An 18,671-nucleotide genomic window follows, 5' to 3' on the forward strand; every position below is an offset into this window, starting at 1 on the left:
AACACAATGGATTTCGGTTTCACTACGGCCGCTTACGTCGTTGCAGCGGTTTTGTTCATCCTCTCGCTGGGGGGCCTTTCGGGGCAGGAAAGCGCGAAACGTGCCGTGTGGTATGGCATTGTCGGCATGGCGCTGGCGGTGGTCGCCACGCTCTTTGGCCCGGGCCAAGGCTACTGGCTCTTGTCGATCATCTTGCTCGCTTGGGGCGGTTTCTATGGCATGAAAGTCGCCAAGAAGGTGCAGATGACCGAGATGCCGCAGCTTGTGGCGGCGATGCACTCGCTTGTTGGTCTGGCTGCCGTTTTGGTGGGCTACAACGCCTATATCGAGTCGGTCCGCGTCCCGGCGATGGATTCGGTCGATCTTGAATCTCTGCGCGGCTTTGCGGCGATTGTGGCGCACAAGACCGCGACCGAACTGACGATCTTGCGCGTCGAGCTGTTCTTGGGCGTGTTCATCGGGGCGGTGACCTTTACCGGTTCGATCATCGCCTTTGGCAAGCTGGCGGGCAAAGTCGACAGCAAGGCGAAGAAACTGCCGGGCGGTCACATCCTGAATGCGGCGGCGGCTTTGGCCTCGCTGGTTATGCTGGTGCTGTTCATGATGGGCTATGGCACGCTGCCGCTGATCGTCATGACGCTTTTGGCCTTCTTCATCGGCTATCACCTGATCATGGGCATCGGCGGCGCCGATATGCCGGTGGTGGTGTCGATGCTGAACTCCTATTCGGGCTGGGCTGCGGCGGCGATTGGTTTCTCGCTTGGCAACGACCTTCTGATCGTGACCGGCGCGCTGGTCGGCTCTTCGGGGGCGATCCTGTCCTACATCATGTGCAAGGCGATGAACCGCTCGTTCATTTCCGTGATCTTGGGCGGCTTTGGCAACACCGCGGGCCCGGCGCAGGAAGTCGAAGGCGAGATGATCGCGATTGATGCGCAAGGCGTGGCGGATGCGATTTCGGATGCCGAAAGCATCATCATCGTGCCGGGCTATGGCATGGCGGTGGCGCAAGCACAGATGGCGGTTTCGGAACTGACCTCGCTTCTGCGTGGCAAGGGCAAGAACGTGCGTTTCGCCATCCACCCGGTGGCGGGCCGTCTGCCGGGGCATATGAACGTGCTCTTGGCTGAGGCGAAAGTGCCCTATGACATCGTTCTGGAGATGGACGAGATCAACGAGGACTTCCCCGAAACCGACGTTGTGATCGTGATCGGCTCGAACGATATCGTGAACCCGGCGGCGCAAGACGATCCGAATTCGCCGATTGCCGGGATGCCGGTTCTGGAAGTGTGGAAGGCCAAACAGGTGTTTGTCTCGAAACGGGGCCAAGGCACCGGCTATTCGGGCATCGAAAACCCGCTCTTCTACAAGGAAAACACCCGCATGTTCTACGGCGATGCGAAAAAGTCGCTCGAAGAACTGCTGCATCTCATCCGGCACTAAGCCCGATCAGAAACACCCTAAAGCCCCGCCGATCCGGCGGGGCTTTTTTTATCTGTGCGGTGCAGACCGCACAGAGGCCTATGGGGGGCCTCTGACACGGTTGTGGCGCGAGACCGGGCCACTCTGATGGGGCGTGCCCCGAACGCGCTGCGCGCGCGTCCGTGACTGCGGGGCAACCGTTGGGGGCAGGCATGCCAAATGGCCCTGCCCCTTGTCTTCGACTTTGAAAAATACCCCGGGGCGCGCGGGGGGCAGCGCCCCCCGCCGGGTCGCCTCGGCCCTGCCGAGGCGAAATTGCACGCAGATGGGACAGGCAAATGGAAAGCCGGTGGGGCAAAGCAAAACGCCCGCCAGAGGCGGGCGTTTTTCGGAAAAGATCAGGCTTTCGGCGCGGGATCGGCCTTGCGCCGCAAGCGTTTCTTCAGCATCGGCCAAAGCGGGGTCGAGGTGAAGAAGATCATCACCACCGCCATGAACAGCACCAGCGACAGCGGCGAAGTGAAGATCCCATGGAACAGCCGCCCAAGGTCTTCGCGTTCCGAAATGATCGCGCGGCGCCAGTTGTCATCGATCAACCGCGACAAGATCACCCCCAAAATCACCGGGCCAAGCTGGTAGCCATAAAGCTTCATGAAATAGCCCAGCACGCCAAAGCCTAACATCCAATAGACATCGGTCAGCGAATTGTTCACGGCAAAGGCCCCGATGATCGACAAAAGCAAGATCAGCGGGAACAGCATCGCCCGTGGCAGCTCGACCACCTTCACAAACAGCCGAATGCCGGTCAGCCCGAAAAACAGCATGAAGCCGGTGGCCAGCACCAGCGCGCCCAAGATGAACCAGAACATCTCGGGCCGTTCGATCATCAGCATCGGGCCGGGGTTCAGCCCGTGGATGAACATCGCACCAATGATGATCGCGGTGACGGAATCGCCCGGAATGCCCAAGGTCAGCATCGGGATGAAGGCCCCGCCCACCGCCGCGTTATTGGCGGTCTCAGGCGCCACAAGCCCCGCGCGCGCGCCTTTGCCAAAGGGCACCTCGGGGTCTTTGGTGACGCGTTTGGCATGGTCATAGGCCATCAGCGCCGCAATATCGCCGCCGGTGCCCGGCAACGCGCCGATGATCACCCCGATCGAAGAGCTTTGTATCGACAGCGGCAGAAATTTCACCACCGATTTCCATGACGGGATCACCCGCGAGATTTTCTGTTTCACGGCCGGGGTGTTGATGTGTTGAAGCTGCATCAGCGCCTCAGACACGCCAAAGAGCCCAATCATCACCGCCACAAAGGAAATCCCGCCCCACAATTCGATATGGCCGAAGGTGAAGCGTTCCTGCGCGGTCAGCGGGTCCAGCCCCACACAGCCGATGGTCAGCCCCAACGCGCCCGCGAAAACCCCCTTGATCAGGCTCTCGCCCGACAGCGAGCCAACAAGCAAAATGCCCAAGATTGCGAGCAGCATGTAATCGCGCGGCTGAAACCGGATCGCAAATTCCGAAACCGCGGGGGCCGCAAAGCCCAAAACGGCAATGCCGATCAGCCCGCCCAGCGCCGACATCGTGGTTGACAGGCCGATTGCCTCGCCCGCTTGGCCCTTTTTCGCCAAGGGATACCCGTCCAGCGCCGTCGCAATCGCCGAAGGCGCGCCGGGGATATTCAGCAAGATCGCCGTGCGCGAGCCGCCGTAAACGCCGCCCATATAGATGCCGATCATCAGCGCCAGCGCGTCATACATCTCCCACGAGAAGGTGAAGGAAATCAGGATCGACACCGCCATGGTGACCGACAGCCCCGGGATCGCGCCGATATAAATGCCCGCCGCCGTGCCCGCGCCCACCAGCGCCATCAGGCGCAGGTCCAAGAAGGTCATGAAGAAGCTCTGGAAATCCATCATTCCCCCGCGGCGAAAATCGACGAAATATAGGCGATGATCTCACGCTCGGGCACCACGCCCTCTGGCATCAGCACCGAAAAGACGATCCGGAACACCACATAGACCAGCACCAGCGACAGCGCCGAGACCGCCAGCGCATGCAACAAGCTTCCGCGCGACATCACCCATGTAGAGATCGTCAAAAACACGAAAGAGGTCGGCAGGAACCCCACGGGTTTCAGCGCCAGCGCATAAAAGCCCATCAAGATCGCGGTAAAGATTACGAATCCGGGAAAGACCGCCTTCCAGCCATGCGCATCGCTATGTGGCAGCCGGAAGGTCTTGAGCGTGATGATCACCGAGGTGATCACCATCATGCCGGTCGCGAACATCGGGAAACTGCCCGGTTCGGCCAGGCCGCTAAAGCCGGAAATCTTTGTCGCGGTGTGGAACAGGAACAGGCTGACCGCCACCATCAGGACGGAAAAGAGCCGTTCCCCCGGGAGCCTGCGGCTGGGGTCGTGCATGAGGGCCTCCTCGAAAGAGAACACCGCCCCCTTTAGCGGAGGGCGGTGTCTTTGGTCTAGCTAACTATCAGGGGCGCGGAATACCGAATTCTTCGGGCGAGCGCTTGGCGATGCCGGCATCTTGCACCAACCAAGAGGTGACCGACTGCCATTTGGCCATGTAATCCTTGGCGTCTTGGCCGCTCAGGTTGATCGGCAGGTAGGCGCGGTTTTCCAGCAGTTCGACGAAATCGGTGGCCTGCGCGCCTTCCAGATAGGCGGTGGACAATTTCGCCACCACATCCTCGGGCGTGCCCGCTTTCACGAAGACGCCGAAGAACGGCCCCCACGGCAGGTATTTGCCATAGCCCGGAAAATCTTCGGTGATCGGCGCCACGCCCGGCAGGGCCTCGTTGGGCGTGTTGTCAACCAGCGCGATGACCTTGATCCGCTCGGCCTTGATCGCTTCGAGCGCGGCGCCCAAAACGGCGGGCATCACGTCGATGGCGCCGCCTTGCAGCGCGGTCAGCGCCGGGCCATCGCCGTCATAGGGCACGAAAGTGGCCGAAACATCGACCTCGGCATCCAGCATCGCGGTCACAACCGAGGGCAGGCCACCCGGCCCGGTCGAGCCGAATTTCACCTCTTCGGGGTGGGCGGCCATATAATCGACCAGCTCGGCAAAGGTGTTATAGGGCGCATCGGGGTTCGCGACGAGAATCGGCACGCCACGCGCGAGCAGGGCCACCGGCTCAAAGGCGCTGTTATAGTCAAAGTCGCCAAGGCCCATGACCTTGTAAAGCATCGGGTTTTCCGCACCCATCAGCAGCGTGTAGCCATCGGCGGGCTGCGTCATGGTGAATTTCGCGGCAATCGCACCAACGCCACCGGTCATGTTTTGCATCACGACCTTGCCGCCCAGCACCTCTTCGGCATGGGGGGTCACAGCGCGCATCACCGCATCGGTCGAGCCACCGGCGCCCCATTGGATGATGCCTTGGATTTCTTTTTCCGGATATTCGGCCATAGCCGCGCCGGCAAAGACCAACGCCGCAGCGGAAACGGCTCCAAACAGTTTCTTTTTCATGAGTTCTCCTCCCAGAGTCGCCTCGGCCCACCTTTGCGGCGGGAACGGGGCGAGACTTCACGATCCTGAGAGGGGCGTCAAATGCTAAGTTGGTCGCTAACGTGAACCTGATGTTAATTTTTTGACCGCCCCTGACCAATTGGTTAGGTCATGGGCAGGTTGAGCTTGGCCGTGTCAGAGAATGGGCGCGTTTTGTTCGACCACGGCTTCCATCGCAACGTAACTCGATGTCGCAGCCACATGCGGCAGGGTGGACAGCGCCTCGCCCATGATGCGGCGGTATTCGGCCATGTCGCGCGCGCGGACTTTTAGCAGATAATCGAAGCCCCCCGCGATCATGTAACATTCTTCCACTTCCGGGATCGCGCGCACCGCCGCGTTAAATTGCGCCAAGGCCTTTTCGCGCGTGTCGGTCAGGCGCACTTCGACAAAGGTGACATGGCTCAGCCCCATTTTGAGCGGCGACAGGATCGCGCGATATCCGGTGATCAGCCCCATGTCTTCCATCGCCTTGATCCGGGCCGCGACCGGGGTTTTTGACAGCCCGACCTTGCGGCCTAATTCGGTAATGGCGATGCGTGCATTGTCCACCAGCGCGTTCAGGATCTTACGGTCGGTCGAATCGATCTGGTCGGTCATATCTGAATCCAAGGCGATAAATGGTCTAATCGCCTTCGATACTGTCCATGAATGGGCGCATCGTCCAGAGAATATTGTCTAAACTTGGAGAACTGCCCAAACACCCAAGGCCAAATCACCCAAGGAGTGCGCGCCCGATGATCCACCCCGTCCTGTCCCCGCTTGGCCCCGAAGCCAAATTCGCCCCCGAAGATCAGGTGTTGGCGCGGTTGATCGCGGATTGGGGCCCCGACGCGGGGCAGCGCGCCGCGACCGTGGCGCGGGCCACTGATCTGGTCACCCGCTTGCGTGCGGCGGGGCGACCGGGGTTGATGGAACAGGTGCTTGCGCAGTATTCGCTGTCCAGTGACGAAGGCGTGGCGCTGATGTGCCTGGCCGAGGCGCTTTTGCGCGTGCCCGATGCCGATACGATTGATGCGCTGATCGAAGACAAGATCGCGGCCTCGGATTGGTCGCACCATTTGGGCACGGCGGCCTCGCCTTTGGTCAATGCCTCCACTTGGGCGCTGATGCTGACGGGGCGGGTGCTGGAACCCTCCGAAGGTGTGGCGGGCACTTTGCGCGGGCTGGTGCGGCGGCTCGGCGAGCCGGTGATCCGTGTCGCTGTCGGCCAAGCGATGCGCGAAATGGGCCGCCAGTTTGTTTTGGGCGAAACCATTGAAAAGGCGCTTGATCGCGCCCGCACGCGCGAGGCGCAGGGCTATACGCTCAGCTATGACATGTTGGGCGAGGCGGCGCTGACCGCCGCTGATGCCGCGCGCTACCGGGCCTCTTACGCGCAGGCGATCACGGCGATTGGCAAGGCGGCCAAGGGGGGCTCGGTCCACGACAAACCGGGCATTTCGATCAAGCTGTCGGCGCTGCATCCACGCTATGAGGTGGCGCAAGAGGCGCGTGTGATGGCCGAACTTGTGCCGGTGGTGCAGGGGCTGGCGCGGCAAGCAGCCGCGGCCGGGATCGCGCTGCATATCGATGCCGAGGAACAAGACCGGCTCGCGCTGTCGCTTAAGGTGATGGAGGCGGTGATGGCCGATCCCGCCACCGCCGGCTGGGCGGGTTTTGGCGCGGTGGTGCAGGCCTATGGCAAGCGTGCGGGCGCGGCCATCGATGCGCTTTATGAAGCCGCGCGCCGCCATGATCGGCAGCTCAATATCCGGCTGGTGAAGGGCGCTTATTGGGATGCGGAAATGAAACGCGCCCAAGTCGAAGGCCATCCGGGCTTTCCGCTGTTCACCACCAAAGTGGGAACGGATGTGGCCTATATCTGCTTGGCATCGAAGCTTTTTGCCCTGTCAGATCGGTTGTTCCCGCAATTTGCAACGCATAATGCGCATAGCGTCGCGGCGGTGCTGGAATTGGCACAGGGGCGGCCCTTCGAGTTTCAGCGCCTGCATGGGATGGGCGCGCAATTGCATGATATGGTGCTGGCCGAGACGGGCGGGCGGTGCCGGATTTATGCGCCCGTGGGCGCGCATCGCGACCTGCTGGCCTATCTGGTGCGCCGCCTTTTGGAAAACGGGGCCAATGCCTCTTTCGTGCATCAAATCACCGATCCGGCGGTGCCGCCTGCGGTGATTGCGGCCTGCCCCTTTGCACGGTTGCCCAAGGCAGAACCGCCGCGCGGGCTTGTCGCGCCACAAGATCTGTTCGGCGCACGCGCCAATTCGCAAGGCTTTGACCTCAGCGATCCCGCCGTGTTGGCGGCGCTGGATGCGGCCCGCGCAGGCACGGTGCCCGATGCCGCGCCGCTGATCGCGGGGCCCGCCAGCGGCCCGCAGCGTGTGGTGACCAACCCGGCCACCGGCGCAGCGGTGGCGCAGGTGACAGAGGCCGATACACACACCGTTTCTGCCGCGCTGGACGCTGCGCAGGTGTGGGATGCGCCCGCCGCGACGCGTGCCGCGGTACTGCGCCGCGCCGCCGATCTTTATGAAGAAAACCACGGTCCGCTTTTCGCGGCCTTGGCGCGCGAGGCGGGCAAGGCTCTGCCCGATGCGGTGGCCGAATTGCGCGAAGCGGTGGATTTTCTGCGCTATTATGCCAGCGCGGGCGAAGGCGAAACCCGCGCCCCGCGCGGCCGTGTCGTGGCGATCAGCCCGTGGAACTTTCCGCTGGCGATCTTCACCGGGCAAATCGCGGCGGCGCTGATGGCGGGCAATGCGGTGCTGGCCAAACCCGCCGAGCAAACCCCGCTGGTCGCGGCAATGGCGGTGCGGCTGTTGCACCGCGCGGGGGTGCCGCGCGCCGCGCTGCAACTGTTGCCCGGTGAGGGCGCGACGGTCGGCGCCGCGCTGACCCGCGATCCGCGCGTGGCAGGGGTGGTGTTCACCGGCTCGACCGAAACCGCGCGGGTGATTGCGCGCACCATGGCCGATCACATGGCCCCCGGCACGCCGCTGATTGCCGAAACAGGCGGGCTGAATGCGATGGTGGTGGACAGCACGGCGCTGCCCGAACAGGCGGTGCGCGATATCGTTCTGTCGGCCTTCCGCTCGGCGGGGCAGCGCTGTTCGGCGCTGCGTTGCCTTTATGTGCAAGAAGATATCACCCCGCGCCTGACAGACATGCTCAAAGGCGCAATGGATCAACTGACCTTGGGGGACCCTTGGACGATTTCGACCGATATCGGCCCGGTGATCGACACCGCCGCACAGGCGGAAATTGCAGATTGGATCGCCGCGCATAAAGGGGCGGTGCTGCATCAGGTGGCGGCCCCGTCGGGCGGCCATTTCATCGCCCCGACCCTGATCAAAGTGACCGGGATCAACGATCTGGAGCGCGAGATTTTCGGCCCCGTGCTGCATTTGGCAACCTATGCCGCCGAAGACCTGCCGCAGGTGATTGCCGATATCAATGCGCGCGGTTACGGGCTGACCTTCGGGCTGCATTCGCGCATTGATGGCCGGGTCGAAAAGATCGCCGCGCAGGTGCAGGCGGGCAATATCTATGTCAACCGCAACCAGATCGGCGCGGTGGTGGGCAGCCAACCCTTTGGCGGTGAAGGGCTTTCTGGCACCGGGCCAAAAGCGGGCGGGCCGCTTTATCTGGGCCGGTTCTTTGCGCCCCTCGACCCGCAGGCGAGGGGCAAGGGGCCGACTGCGCCGCCAGATGTGCAGGTGATGCCCGGCCCGACGGGGGAATTGAACCGGCTTAGCCTGCATCCGCGCGCCCCGGTTTTGTGCCTTGGCCCCGGGAAGGCGGCGATGGCCGCGCAAGCGGCCGCCGTGGCGCGCTTGGGCGGTCAGGCCGTGCAGCCCGATACCCTGCCCAGTGCGGCCACGTTGGCCCAGATGCCGCAGATTTCGGCGGTGCTGTGGTGGGGCGATGCGGCGCAGGGGCGGGCCTTGGCGCAAGCCCTTGCCCGGCGCGAGGGGCCGCTTGTGCCGCTGATCACCGCGCAGCCCGATGCCGCCCATGTGCTGCATGAACGGCATCTTTGCGTCGATACCACTGCCGCGGGGGGCAATGCCGCGCTTTTGGCCAGCTGATCCCCACCGATCCCGGCCTATCGCTGCGCATCAATGCCCAAAACACATGGGTCGCGGTGCAATCCTCGGTCGATTTTGGTCCCCGGTCGCGGTAGCAAAGCCTCAGGCCGCGCGTGGGAGGAAGAGGCATGACAGAGGCACCGCTGAAGGGGGTGAAAGTGGTCGAACTGGCCCGGATTCTGGCCGGGCCATGGATCGGCCAGACCCTCGCTGATCTGGGGGCCGAAGTTGTAAAAGTGGAATCGCCCGAGGGCGACGACACCCGCCGCTGGGGCCCGCCCTTCATCGAACGCCTTCGCCCCGATGGCACTTATGAAACCGTGGCTGCCTATTTTCATGCGGCAAACCGGGGGAAAACCTCGGTCACCTGTGACTTTTCCAACATCGATGATTTGACTCGGCTGAAAAAGCTGATCGCCGAGGCCGATGTGGTGATCGAGAATTTCAAACACGGTGGGTTGAAAAAGTTCGGTCTCGATTACGAAAGCCTGTCGGCCAGCAACCCGGGGCTGATCTATGTTTCGGTCACCGGCTTTGGGCAAACCGGGCCGCGCGCCGCGCAGCCGGGCTATGATTTCCTGATCCAAGGCATGTGCGGGATTATGGATTTGACCGGCGACCCCGGCGGCGAGCCGCAAAAGGTCGCCGTCGCCTGGATCGATGTCTTTACCGGGCTGTATGGCGTGATCGGGGTGCAGGCCGCTTTGGCCGAGCGCGCGCGCTCGGGCCTGGGACAGCAGGTCGACATGAGCTTGCTCGATTGCGGGGTGGGGGTGCTGGCCAATCAGGCGATGAACCATCTGCTGGGCGGGCAGGTGCCGCATCGCTTGGGCAATGCCCATCCCAATATCGTGCCCTATCAGGTTTTCCCGGCGGCGGATGGGCATCTGATCATCGCTTGCGGCAATGATCGGCAATTTTTGGCGCTGTGCGATGTGCTGAACCTGCCCGATCTGGCGCTAAGCCCCGATTATGTGTCCAATGCGGGCCGGGTGGCGCAGCGCGCGCCCCTGTGCGCCCGCATCGCCGAAGCCACCGCCAACCGCCCGAAAGCCGATCTGATCGCCGCGCTGGAAGCTGCGGGCGTGCCCGGCGGGCCCATCAATAACGTGGCCGAAGCTTTGGCCGAGCCGCAGGTGGTGGCCCGCGGGCTGCGCATCGCGCCCGAAGGGATCGCGGGTCTGCGCACGCCGATTGCCTTTTCCCGGTCTGATCTGGCACTCGATAAGGCAAGCCCCGCGCTGGGTGACGGGGAATGGCATTTTTCCGTCGGTTGAGGCGTTGCCATCGCGCCCCCGCGCCGCATATCACGGCGCGAGACGCGCGGGGATCATGTGGACAACAGCCTGACATTCGAGTTTGACCGGGGCCCAGAGGGCACGGGGCTGCACCTGACGCGGCCGGTTTCGGTGATCCGCGCCGATAGCCCCGCCGATGTAGACCGTGCCTTTGCCGAAATCGCCGCCGCGCAGGCGGCGGGCAAATGGCTGGCCGGGATGCTTAGCTACGAATTGGGCTATCTGTTCTCGCCCAAACTTGCCCCGCTGGTGCCCGAAACGCGCGATCTGCCCCTGATGCTGTTTGGCGTCTATGACGCGCCCGCGCCCCCCAAAGCCCCGGTTTCGCCCAGTGTCGCGGCGCCGCAGTTTACCCCGGCGATTTCGCAAGCGGAGTATTTGGCCGCTTTTGATCGGGTGCAGGCCTATATCGCGGCGGGCGACACCTATCAGATCAACCTGACCTTCCCGCAAACCGCGCCCTGCAGCGCCGATCCGCGCGCGCTTTACGCGCGGCTGAAAGCGGTGCAGCCGGTGGGGCATGGCGTGCTGGTCGAGGCGGGGGATTTCGCGCTGCTGTCGCGCTCGCCCGAGTTGTTCTTTGCCATCGATGCGGCGCGCCAAGCCACGGTGCGCCCGATGAAGGGCACGGTGCCGCGCGGCGCCGACCCATTGGCCGACGAAGCCGCCGCCGCATGGTTGCACGGGTCGGAAAAGAACCGGGCGGAAAACCTGATGATCGTCGATCTTTTGCGCAACGATCTGAGCCGGATTTCCGAAATCGGGTCGGTCAGGGTGCCCGCGCTTTATGACATTGAAAGCTATCGGACCGTGCATCAGATGACCTCGACCGTCATCGCACGCCTGCGCGACGGGGTGGATTTCCGGGCCATCTGTGCGGCCCTTTTCCCTTGCGGCTCGGTCACCGGGGCCCCGAAAATCCGTGCGATGCAGATCATCCACGAATTGGAAACCGCGCCGCGCGGCGCCTATTGCGGCGGGATCGGCTGGATCGCCCCCGATGGGGCGATGGAATTCAACGTCGCCATTCGCACGCTGTGCTTGCGCGATGGGGTGGCCACGCTCAATGTGGGGGGCGGCGTGGTGCATGATAGCGAAGGGGCGGCAGAATGGGCGGAAGCATTGAGCAAGGCAGCCTTCGTGCGCGCGCCCCTGCCGGATTGCACCTGATCGAAACCATGCGGTGGGAGCCGGGGCAGGGCGTGGCGCTGCTTTTGGGGCATATGGCGCGGCTGGCCGAAGGCTGCGCGGCGCTGGGGATCAACTGTGACATGTGGCGGGTCGAGCAAATGATCGATGCGGTGACGGGGGCGGAGCCGCTGCGGTTGCGGCTTACCGTCGGGCTGGATGGATCGGCCGATCTGACGCAAGCGCCCTTGCCCGCGCCCAAGCCGATGTGGCGCGTGGGGCTGGCGCGCGAACGTGTGGCCTCAGATGATCCGTTCCGGCGCATCAAATCCAGCGAACGCGGGCTCTATGACCGCGCCCGCGCCGATCTGCCAAAGGGGCTGGATGAATTGGTGTTTCTCAATGAACGGGATGACATCGTCGAGGGCACGATCACCAACCTGTTTTTGTGGCAAGACAATGCGCTCTTAACACCGCCGGTTTCTGCGGGCGCGTTGCCCGGTGTGCTGCGGGCGGATTTGCTGCGCACGGGCCGCGCGCGTGAAGCGCGGCTGACATGGGATGACATCATGGATGGGCGCATTTACATGGGCAATGCCTTGCGCGGCCTGCTGCCCGCCTTGGTCGTCTGAGGGGCATTTCAAACCGCGCCCGACTGTGGCACGGTTTGCGCGCTAACGGAAAGGAAGAACATGCGGAAAGTGGAACTGGGCCGGACCGGCGTGATGGTGAGCGAGATTTGCCTTGGCTCGATGACCTGGGGCACCCAGAACACCGAGGCCGAGGGCCATGCGCAGATCGATTGCGCCTTGGATCGCGGCGTGAATTTTATCGACACCGCCGAGGTATATCCGGTCAACCCGATCAGTGCCGAAACCGTGGGCCGGACCGAGGAAATCATCGGCACATGGTTTGCCAAGACCGGGCGGCGCAAGGATGTGGTGCTGGCCTCCAAGATCGCGGGCAACGGCATGAAGGCGGTGCGCGATGGCGGGCCGATCACCCCCGCCTCGATCCGGGTGGCGGTGGAAGGTTCGCTCAAGCGGCTGCAAACAGAACATATCGATCTTTATCAATTCCACTGGCCGAACCGGGGCGGTTATCACTTCCGCCAAAACTGGAAGTTCGATCCCTCCAAACAGCCCGGCAAGGCCGAGATCGAAGACAATATGATCGCCTGTCTGGAAACGCTGGCCAGCCTGCGCGGCGAGGGCAAGATCGGCCATTTCGGGCTGTCGAATGACAGCGCTTGGGGCACGATGGAATTTATCCGTTTGGCCGAAGCCGGGCATGGGCCGCGCGTCGCCACGATTCAAAACGAATATTCGCTGATGTATCGGCTTTACGACACCGATCTGGCCGAATTGGGCGTGCATGAAGGGGTGACGCTTCTGGCGTATTCGCCGCTCGCCGTGGGGATGCTGAGCGGTAAATATTCCGGCGGCGCGGTGCCCGAAGGCTCGCGCCGGTCGATTGTGCGCGATCTGGGCGGGCGGTCCAACCCGCGCGCCTTTGAGGTGGCCGATCTTTATGTGGGGCTGGCCCGCGACGCGGGGCTTGATCCGGTGACGATGGCGGTTGCTTGGACGCTGGGCCGCCCCTTCCCGATCGTGCCGATCATCGGGGCGACCTCGCTGGCGCAGCTTGAAAAGTCGCTGGATGCGGCGGGGATGGCGCTCGACAAGACGCTGCTGGCCGAGATTGACCGGGTGCATCATGCCCATCCGATGCCGTTTTAAACTGGCCCTTATTGCGGTGGCGGTGCTGGTCGCCGCCTGCAAGCCGGGCGGCGATGCGCCGCCCGAGCTGCCGCCCGTGGGCGCGGCGGCGGTCGCGCGCGACAAGGCGCTGTGTGAAGCCGATGGCGGCCAATGGGCCAGCCTTGGCGCGGCGCAATTTTGTGTTCGGCGCACCAAGGATGGCGGCCAATCTTGCCGCGCCAGTGGCGATTGCGAGGGGGCCTGTCTGGCGCGGTCGATGACCTGCGCGCCCGCCAAGCCGCTTTTGGGCTGCAACGAGGTTTTCTCGGAAACCGGCATTAGGGTCACCGAATGTATCGAGTAGCGGGCGCGCTGGCGCTGGTTGCAACGCTTGCGGGTTGTGCCGCGCCAAAGGCGCCGGAGCAAAGCCTGCGGGCGCCGGGGGCGATGATTTCCTCTGCCGCGCTGTTTGATCCGGCGCGTTTCGCGGGCGATTGGGTGGTGGCACAATCGGCCACGCCGGGCTGCGCGGGCGCAAAGCAACACTGGCAAGCCCAGCCGAAGGGTGGTTTCTCCCTTTCGGGGATCGATTGCACGGGGGCGGTGCCCGCAGTGCTGGCGGGCCGCGCGACGCTGACCGGCCCGGGCGGGCGTCTGGAGCCCACGCAGGGTTATGGGCGCGCGCCGATCTTCGTGCTTTGGGTCGATCAAGATTATCGCGTCGCGGCGCTCGGCACGCCTTCGGGGGCGTGGGGGGTGATTTTGGCGCGCCCCGGCATGGGCCGGGACGATCTGATCGCGGCGGCGCGCGAAGTGCTGGATTTCAACGGCTATGATCTTCGCCGCATCGGCCCATGAGCCCTTAGCCCAAACGGGCAAAAGTCGCGCCCGGCCCGCGATTGTCGAAAAACGGGATCGTGTCGGGCGGACCGCTGGTCAATTGCGCCTGCACCTCGGCCAGAACCACCTCGGTGATGAAGGGCAGGTTGAGCGCGCGCGCCTCGGGAAGCGGCACCCAGTGCAAATGGCTTAGCTCGTCGCAGGCGCCGCTGAAATCATCGGGGTCAGAGGCGAGTTTTTCCGCCTCGACCAAAAAGAACCGCGCATCAAAGCGCCTTGGCCGCCCCGGCGGCGTGATCGCGCGAAAGCAAAACCGCAGCCCCGCTGCGCAGGGGCGGTGCCCGGTCGCGGCAAAACCGGCCCAATCTTCGGGCACGGGCCCCGTCCACGCGCCCGGCGTGCCAAGGATTTGCCCGGTTTCTTCCCACAATTCGCGGATCGCGGCCACGGCAAGGGCGGGGCCAAGCCCGGGCGGGGCCTCTTGCGCAAGCCTTTGCGCGCAAGGCGCAGGCAGCGGCGCGGCCAGCGCGATTTTGGCATCGCCCGCATCCACCGCGCCGCCCGGAAACACGTATTTCGAGGGCATGAACGCAGCCTGCGCGCCGCGCATCCCCATCAAGACAGCCGGGCCGCTGGGCAGATCACGGCGCAAAACCACCAAAGTGGCGGCATCGCGCAGGGCGGATTTGTCAAGGATCATGGGGCCTCGCATCGGTTGGGTGGCCCAGCCTAGCCGCGGGCGGGGCGCGCACAAAGCAAAACACCGCGTCACGGCTGCGTGAGCCGCGACGGAAGCGCGCGGCAGGGCCGTTTGACCTGCATCAGACGGCAAAAGAGCCGTGCGCGAACAGGAGACGAATGATGAAAATGGCGCTGAAGAAAACGATGATCGCGGTGCTGGCGACCAGCGTGGCGATGGGCGCGTTGCCGGTGATGGCGCAAGATGCCCCGCCGCCGGCCCCGGGGGCCGATGTCGCGCAAGCGGCGCCGCCCGCGCCCCCCAAGCCGGGCCCCGGCCCGATGGATATGGTGGCCGGGCCGTTCCCGCGCTTTGATCTAAAAAGCTTTGACAGTGATGGCGATGGCAAGGTGACGATGGCCGAGATCGAGGCGAAACGTGCCGCCACCGCCAAATCGATGGACACCGATGGCGACGGGCTTTTAAGCGCCGAGGAACTGGTGGCCGCCGAGATGGTGCAGATCGAAGACCGCCTTGCCGCCCGGGTGAAAGACCGGATCGCCGCGCAAGACAGCGATGGCGATGGCAAGTTGTCGGCGGCGGAAATGGCCAGCCCGCCCTTGCCGACCCGCATCTTTGACCGGCTTGACCGCGATGACGACGGGGCCATCAGCACCGAGGAACTGCGCATGGCCGAAGCGCGGATGAAAGATCGCTTCGATCGGCGTGGCGATGACCGGCGTGACTGGCGCGGGGATCGCGACCACGATGACCGCCGCTGGTTCAATTTCGGGCAATAAGCCCGATGCGGGCGCGGCTTCCTCCGCAGGGCTGCGCCCGCGCATTGCGACACGGCACGATCCGCGCTAGGCCAATAGGACGATGGATATGGCATTCGACGCGCAAAACGAGCTGACCGACGAGGCCCTGCTGGTGCTTTACGGCAATGGCGACGGGGCGGCGGCGCGTGCGCTGGTGGCGCGGCTGGGGCCGGTGGCCTATCGCGTGGCCTTTCGGATGCTGGGTGATCGGACCGAGGCCGAGGATCTGGCGCAAGAGGCGATGCTGCGGCTGTGGAAGATTGCGCCCGAATGGCGCACCGGCGAGGCCAAGGTTTCGACCTGGATCTATCGCGTCACCACCAATCTGGCGACCGATCGTTTGCGGCGGCGGCGCGGTGTGGGGCTGGATGAAGCGCCCGAAATCGCCGATGGCGCGGCCTCGGCGCTAGAGGGGCTGATCGAGAATGACCGGGCAGCGGCGCTGGAAATGGCGCTGGCGCAATTGCCTGCCCGGCAGCGGCAGGCGGTGGTGTTACGCCATCTGGAAGGGCTGTCGAACCCCGAAATCGCCGAGGCGATGGAGGTCGGGGTCGAGGCGGTGGAAAGCCTGACGGCACGGGGCAAGCGGACGCTGGCCGCGCTTTTGGCGGGACGGCGGGAGGAATTGGGCTATGGGCATGGATAAGATGCACAACGACAACGAGCGGGATTTCGAAGGGCTAGAGGCCTTTTTTACGGCGGCGCGCGACGCTGCGCCCGAGCCCACGCCCGCCCTTTTGACCCAGATGGCGCTGCAGGCCGAGGTGATCGTGACCGAACGCCAAGAGGCCGAGGCCGCCGCGCTGGCCGCCCTTGCCGCGCGCCGACAGGCTGCGCAAAAGCGCAGTCTGGGGGGCACGCTGGCAGCCGCCTTGGGGGGCTGGGGCGCGCTGGGCGGGATGGCTGGTGGCATGGCGACGGCCACGGTGGCCGGTCTGTGGATCGGGCTCGCCCAAGCGCCGACGCTGATGCAATCGGTGGGGCTTGCCACGGTGGTCAGCACCGCCAGCGCTGAAGATGGAACTTACCTCAACGACGCCGATATTCTGGCGCTCGCCATGACGCAATAAGGGGCTGGCATGAGCAACGAGACGACGAAGACGCCCGCCCCCGGCGGGGCCGAGGCACCGGGGCGGCTGCGGGGCTGGGTGAAGCTGGTTTTCATCCTGTCTTTGGTGCTGAATTTCCTTGTGATCGGGGTCGTGGTGGGCGGCACGATTGGCCATTTGCGGGGCGAGCCGCCGCCGCGCGTGTTGGACCGGGACCGTGACCGGCCCGATGCGTTGAGCTTTGGCCCCCTTGGGGGGGCATTCACCCGCGAAGATCGGATCGAGATGCGCAGCGCGGCCGAGGGGCAGGGGCGTGATCTGGGCGCCTTGCGCGCGCAGATGCAATCCGATTTTGCCCGGCTCGATGCGGCTTTGCGCGCCCAGCCCTATGATGAGGCCGCGCTGCATGCGGTGCTGACGGAAATGCGCACCCGCACGTTGGAGCGCATCGAGATGGGCGAACAGGTGATGCTGGCGCGGATCGCAGCGATGAGCGATGCCGAACGCGCGGCATTTGCGGATCGGATGCGGCGCGGGGTGGAACGATTCCAGCGCCGGCTGGATGAGCATCGGGACCGGCGGCGCGGCGAATAAGCGCGCTCCCCGGTTCGGCGCCCGGTCCCCGCAAAAAACAAAACCCGGCCATGGCCGGGTTTTTTACGTTAGGGTGCGGGGGCATGCGGCGCCAGGCGGGTCAGGCGGCGCCAAGCTGATAGATTTTCACTTGGTTGCGCCCTTCGGCCTTGGAACCCATAAGCGCGTGATCGGCCTGATGAATGACTTGATCGATCGTGGTGGTGGCCGCCGGACCTCCGCCCAAAGCCAGCCCGATTGAAACCGTGAGCGCAATCGTTGTGCCATCGGGCAGTTCAAACGGGCGTTCTTCCATCACGCGGCACAAACGCTCGGCCACGATACGCGCGCCTTCCAGCGTGCATTCGGGCATGGCGACCAGAAATTCTTCGCCGCCCACGCGCGCGACCAGATCGACTTGGCGCAGGTTCGCGCTGAGCCTGCGCGCCACTTCGACCAAGACGGCATCGCCCGCGCCATGGCCATACGTGTCGTTGACCATCTTGAACCGGTCGAGATCAAGCACCATCACCGCGAAATTGCGCCCCGACAGCCGCGAGCGTTCCGCCAGCCGCGCGACATGGGGCATTGCATAGCGGCGGTTATAAAGCCCGGTCAGCGGATCGACGAGCGCCAGCCTCAGCCCGTCGGCCACACGCTCGCGCTGCCGGTCGTGGCGGCGTTTGCGCGCGATATGCGCGGTCAGACGCAGCGCGGCCTCTTCGGCAAAGGCGGGGTCGGCCAGCCGCACCGGGGTCAGATCAGAGGCCCCCAGATCCAGCGCCACCGCCGAGGTTTCGCGTGCCGCTTCGCGCACGCCGATGCAGATCACCGCATGACGCGAGCCCGCGCGCGAGCGCAGTTCCGACATCAGCCGCAACCCCTCGCCGGGGCGGGCCAAATCGGCAGCGATCACATAGGCATCGGGCGGCGGGTCTTCCGCTGCCGCCGAAAGCGCGGTCTGGTAATCCAGCACGCGTAGGAAATCATTGGGCAAAAACCGCAACATCGCGTTTTTCCACGCAACGCAGGTTTCGCGATCAGGCGCGACAAGCCCGATCCGCGCAGGCGGTGCAACCGGCGGCGCGGCGGGTTCGGCAAAGCCAAGCTCGTGGCAGGTGTTTTCGCGCAGGCGCAACTCTTCATCGGTTTCGCGCATCCGCATCAACGAGCGCAGCCGCGCCAAAAGCGTCAATTCCTCAAACGGTTTGAGGATGAAATCATCGGCCCCGCAGCGCAGCGCTTCGAGCCGGGTTTCCGGCGAGGGAAACGCGGTGACGACGATCACGGGCAGATGCGCGGTGGCCGGATCGGCCTTCAGGCGGCGACAAACCTCGATCCCGCTCATGTCGGGGAGTTGCACATCGAGCAAAACAAGGTCCGGGCATTCCTGCGCCACCAAGCGCAGGGCCTGTGCCCCGGTGCCGGCCTGAACCGTTTCATATCGCGCCCCTGAAAGCTTCACTTTCAGCACGATTCGGTTCGTTGCGACATCGTCCACGATCAGGACTTTTCCTGCCATGAACCTTACTGCTCCTTTCAC

General features: G+C 64.4%; 18 protein-coding genes. 12 read left to right on the forward strand and 6 right to left on the reverse strand.

What is annotated here, in order from left to right; all coding sequences use genetic code 11:
- The first annotated feature begins 6 nt into the window (after window positions 1-6).
- The gene (locus CKO11_RS02545) at window positions 7-1,443 is read left to right on the forward strand and encodes an NAD(P)(+) transhydrogenase (Re/Si-specific) subunit beta (RefSeq protein WP_223632524.1); all 1,437 of its coding nucleotides are present in this window, start codon (window positions 7-9) and stop codon (window positions 1,441-1,443) included.
- A 377-nt stretch (window positions 1,444-1,820) separates the two neighbouring features.
- Here the strand turns inward: CKO11_RS02545 and CKO11_RS02550 are convergent, their stop codons facing one another.
- The 4 genes from CKO11_RS02550 to CKO11_RS02565 all read right to left on the reverse strand — a co-directional run bounded on the left by CKO11_RS02550 (window position 1,821) and on the right by CKO11_RS02565 (window position 5,552).
- Window positions 1,821-3,338, reverse strand: a complete 1,518-nt coding sequence (locus CKO11_RS02550) for a tripartite tricarboxylate transporter permease (RefSeq protein ID WP_317851789.1) — start codon at window positions 3,336-3,338, stop codon at window positions 1,821-1,823.
- The gene (locus tag CKO11_RS02555) at window positions 3,338-3,847 is read right to left on the reverse strand and encodes a tripartite tricarboxylate transporter TctB family protein (protein ID WP_223632529.1); all 510 of its coding nucleotides are present in this window, start codon (window positions 3,845-3,847) and stop codon (window positions 3,338-3,340) included. Before CKO11_RS02555 ends, CKO11_RS02550 begins: the two co-directional genes overlap by 1 nt.
- Before the next feature lie 67 nt (window positions 3,848-3,914).
- Window positions 3,915-4,913 (reverse strand): tripartite tricarboxylate transporter substrate binding protein, encoded by a 999-nt coding sequence (locus CKO11_RS02560; protein ID WP_223632534.1) that lies wholly within the window; start codon window positions 4,911-4,913, stop codon window positions 3,915-3,917.
- A 174-nt stretch (window positions 4,914-5,087) separates the two neighbouring features.
- The gene (locus CKO11_RS02565; protein WP_223632536.1) at window positions 5,088-5,552 is read right to left on the reverse strand and encodes an Lrp/AsnC family transcriptional regulator; all 465 of its coding nucleotides are present in this window, start codon (window positions 5,550-5,552) and stop codon (window positions 5,088-5,090) included.
- Between the two features lie 137 nt (window positions 5,553-5,689).
- On the opposite strand from CKO11_RS02565, the gene putA reads away from it, so the two are divergent.
- The 7 genes from putA to CKO11_RS02600 all read left to right on the forward strand — a co-directional run bounded on the left by putA (window position 5,690) and on the right by CKO11_RS02600 (window position 14,024).
- Window positions 5,690-9,040 carry a bifunctional proline dehydrogenase/L-glutamate gamma-semialdehyde dehydrogenase PutA gene (putA, locus tag CKO11_RS02570; protein ID WP_223632538.1) on the forward strand — a complete coding sequence of 1,117 codons (3,351 nt, stop codon included), beginning with the start codon at window positions 5,690-5,692 and terminating at the stop codon, window positions 9,038-9,040.
- Window positions 9,041-9,168: 128 nt separating this feature from the next.
- A complete protein-coding gene (locus CKO11_RS02575) occupies window positions 9,169-10,317 on the forward strand; it encodes a CaiB/BaiF CoA transferase family protein (RefSeq protein ID WP_223632540.1) in 1,149 nt (382 codons plus the stop codon).
- A 57-nt stretch (window positions 10,318-10,374) separates the two neighbouring features.
- Window positions 10,375-11,508, forward strand: coding sequence for an aminodeoxychorismate synthase component I (locus tag CKO11_RS02580; RefSeq protein WP_223632542.1), 1,134 nt, complete (start codon window positions 10,375-10,377; stop codon window positions 11,506-11,508).
- The gene (locus tag CKO11_RS02585) at window positions 11,448-12,098 is read left to right on the forward strand and encodes an aminotransferase class IV family protein (RefSeq protein ID WP_223632543.1); all 651 of its coding nucleotides are present in this window, start codon (window positions 11,448-11,450) and stop codon (window positions 12,096-12,098) included. Before CKO11_RS02580 ends, CKO11_RS02585 begins: the two co-directional genes overlap by 61 nt.
- A gap of 60 nt (window positions 12,099-12,158) precedes the next feature.
- Window positions 12,159-13,205 carry an aldo/keto reductase gene (locus tag CKO11_RS02590; RefSeq protein WP_223632545.1) on the forward strand — a complete coding sequence of 349 codons (1,047 nt, stop codon included), beginning with the start codon at window positions 12,159-12,161 and terminating at the stop codon, window positions 13,203-13,205.
- Window positions 13,183-13,530 carry a hypothetical protein gene (locus CKO11_RS02595; RefSeq protein ID WP_223632549.1) on the forward strand — a complete coding sequence of 116 codons (348 nt, stop codon included), beginning with the start codon at window positions 13,183-13,185 and terminating at the stop codon, window positions 13,528-13,530. Before CKO11_RS02590 ends, CKO11_RS02595 begins: the two co-directional genes overlap by 23 nt.
- Window positions 13,518-14,024 carry a lipocalin gene (locus CKO11_RS02600; RefSeq protein WP_223632551.1) on the forward strand — a complete coding sequence of 169 codons (507 nt, stop codon included), beginning with the start codon at window positions 13,518-13,520 and terminating at the stop codon, window positions 14,022-14,024. The genes CKO11_RS02595 and CKO11_RS02600 overlap by 13 nt, the downstream gene beginning before the upstream one ends.
- A gap of 4 nt (window positions 14,025-14,028) precedes the next feature.
- On the opposite strand, the gene CKO11_RS02605 is transcribed toward CKO11_RS02600, so the two are convergent.
- Entirely contained in the window at window positions 14,029-14,706 is a 678-nt protein-coding gene (locus CKO11_RS02605; RefSeq protein ID WP_223632553.1) for an NUDIX hydrolase, read from the reverse strand.
- A gap of 161 nt (window positions 14,707-14,867) precedes the next feature.
- Here CKO11_RS02605 and CKO11_RS02610 point away from each other — a divergent pair, with 161 nt between their 5' ends.
- The 4 genes from CKO11_RS02610 to CKO11_RS02625 all read left to right on the forward strand — a co-directional run bounded on the left by CKO11_RS02610 (window position 14,868) and on the right by CKO11_RS02625 (window position 17,149).
- Window positions 14,868-15,485, forward strand: a complete 618-nt coding sequence (locus tag CKO11_RS02610; protein WP_223632555.1) for an EF-hand domain-containing protein — start codon at window positions 14,868-14,870, stop codon at window positions 15,483-15,485.
- Window positions 15,486-15,567: 82 nt separating this feature from the next.
- Window positions 15,568-16,152 carry an RNA polymerase sigma factor gene (locus CKO11_RS02615; RefSeq protein ID WP_223632557.1) on the forward strand — a complete coding sequence of 195 codons (585 nt, stop codon included), beginning with the start codon at window positions 15,568-15,570 and terminating at the stop codon, window positions 16,150-16,152.
- On the forward strand, window positions 16,139-16,576 hold the full coding sequence (locus tag CKO11_RS02620) for a hypothetical protein (RefSeq protein WP_223632559.1): 438 nt from the start codon (window positions 16,139-16,141) through the stop codon (window positions 16,574-16,576). The genes CKO11_RS02615 and CKO11_RS02620 overlap by 14 nt, the downstream gene beginning before the upstream one ends.
- Window positions 16,577-16,585: 9 nt before the next feature.
- Complete coding sequence (locus CKO11_RS02625; protein WP_223632560.1) at window positions 16,586-17,149, forward strand: periplasmic heavy metal sensor; 564 nt, start codon at window positions 16,586-16,588, stop codon at window positions 17,147-17,149.
- A gap of 100 nt (window positions 17,150-17,249) precedes the next feature.
- On the opposite strand, the gene CKO11_RS02630 is transcribed toward CKO11_RS02625, so the two are convergent.
- Window positions 17,250-18,650 (reverse strand): diguanylate cyclase, encoded by a 1,401-nt coding sequence (locus CKO11_RS02630; protein WP_223632561.1) that lies wholly within the window; start codon window positions 18,648-18,650, stop codon window positions 17,250-17,252.
- Between the last annotated feature and the right edge of the window lie 21 nt (window positions 18,651-18,671).

The organism is Rhodobacter sp. TJ_12 (genome assembly GCF_020023995.1).
Classification (GTDB): Bacteria; Pseudomonadota; Alphaproteobacteria; order Rhodobacterales; family Rhodobacteraceae; genus Rhodobacter.

Excerpts from the sequence above, each read along its gene's own strand:
- CKO11_RS02630 (WP_223632561.1), bottom strand. The coding sequence starts at position 18,650 with ATGGCAGGAAAAGTCCTGATCGTGGACGATGTCGCAACGAACCGAATC.
- CKO11_RS02620 (WP_223632559.1), top strand. The coding sequence starts at position 16,139 with ATGGGCATGGATAAGATGCACAACGACAACGAGCGGGATTTCGAAGGG.
- CKO11_RS02615 (WP_223632557.1), top strand. The coding sequence starts at position 15,568 with ATGGATATGGCATTCGACGCGCAAAACGAGCTGACCGACGAGGCCCTG.
- CKO11_RS02600 (WP_223632551.1), top strand. The coding sequence starts at position 13,518 with ATGTATCGAGTAGCGGGCGCGCTGGCGCTGGTTGCAACGCTTGCGGGT.
- CKO11_RS02625 (WP_223632560.1), top strand. The coding sequence starts at position 16,586 with ATGAGCAACGAGACGACGAAGACGCCCGCCCCCGGCGGGGCCGAGGCA.
- CKO11_RS02560 (WP_223632534.1), bottom strand. The coding sequence starts at position 4,913 with ATGAAAAAGAAACTGTTTGGAGCCGTTTCCGCTGCGGCGTTGGTCTTT.
- CKO11_RS02550 (WP_317851789.1), bottom strand. The coding sequence starts at position 3,338 with ATGGATTTCCAGAGCTTCTTCATGACCTTCTTGGACCTGCGCCTGATG.
- CKO11_RS02575 (WP_223632540.1), top strand. The coding sequence starts at position 9,169 with ATGACAGAGGCACCGCTGAAGGGGGTGAAAGTGGTCGAACTGGCCCGG.
- CKO11_RS02565 (WP_223632536.1), bottom strand. The coding sequence starts at position 5,552 with ATGACCGACCAGATCGATTCGACCGACCGTAAGATCCTGAACGCGCTG.
- CKO11_RS02585 (WP_223632543.1), top strand. The coding sequence starts at position 11,448 with ATGGGCGGAAGCATTGAGCAAGGCAGCCTTCGTGCGCGCGCCCCTGCC.
- CKO11_RS02555 (WP_223632529.1), bottom strand. The coding sequence starts at position 3,847 with ATGCACGACCCCAGCCGCAGGCTCCCGGGGGAACGGCTCTTTTCCGTC.
- CKO11_RS02590 (WP_223632545.1), top strand. The coding sequence starts at position 12,159 with ATGCGGAAAGTGGAACTGGGCCGGACCGGCGTGATGGTGAGCGAGATT.
- CKO11_RS02610 (WP_223632555.1), top strand. The coding sequence starts at position 14,868 with ATGAAAATGGCGCTGAAGAAAACGATGATCGCGGTGCTGGCGACCAGC.
- CKO11_RS02605 (WP_223632553.1), bottom strand. The coding sequence starts at position 14,706 with ATGATCCTTGACAAATCCGCCCTGCGCGATGCCGCCACTTTGGTGGTT.
- putA (WP_223632538.1), top strand. The coding sequence starts at position 5,690 with ATGATCCACCCCGTCCTGTCCCCGCTTGGCCCCGAAGCCAAATTCGCC.
- CKO11_RS02595 (WP_223632549.1), top strand. The coding sequence starts at position 13,183 with ATGCCCATCCGATGCCGTTTTAAACTGGCCCTTATTGCGGTGGCGGTG.
- CKO11_RS02545 (WP_223632524.1), top strand. The coding sequence starts at position 7 with ATGGATTTCGGTTTCACTACGGCCGCTTACGTCGTTGCAGCGGTTTTG.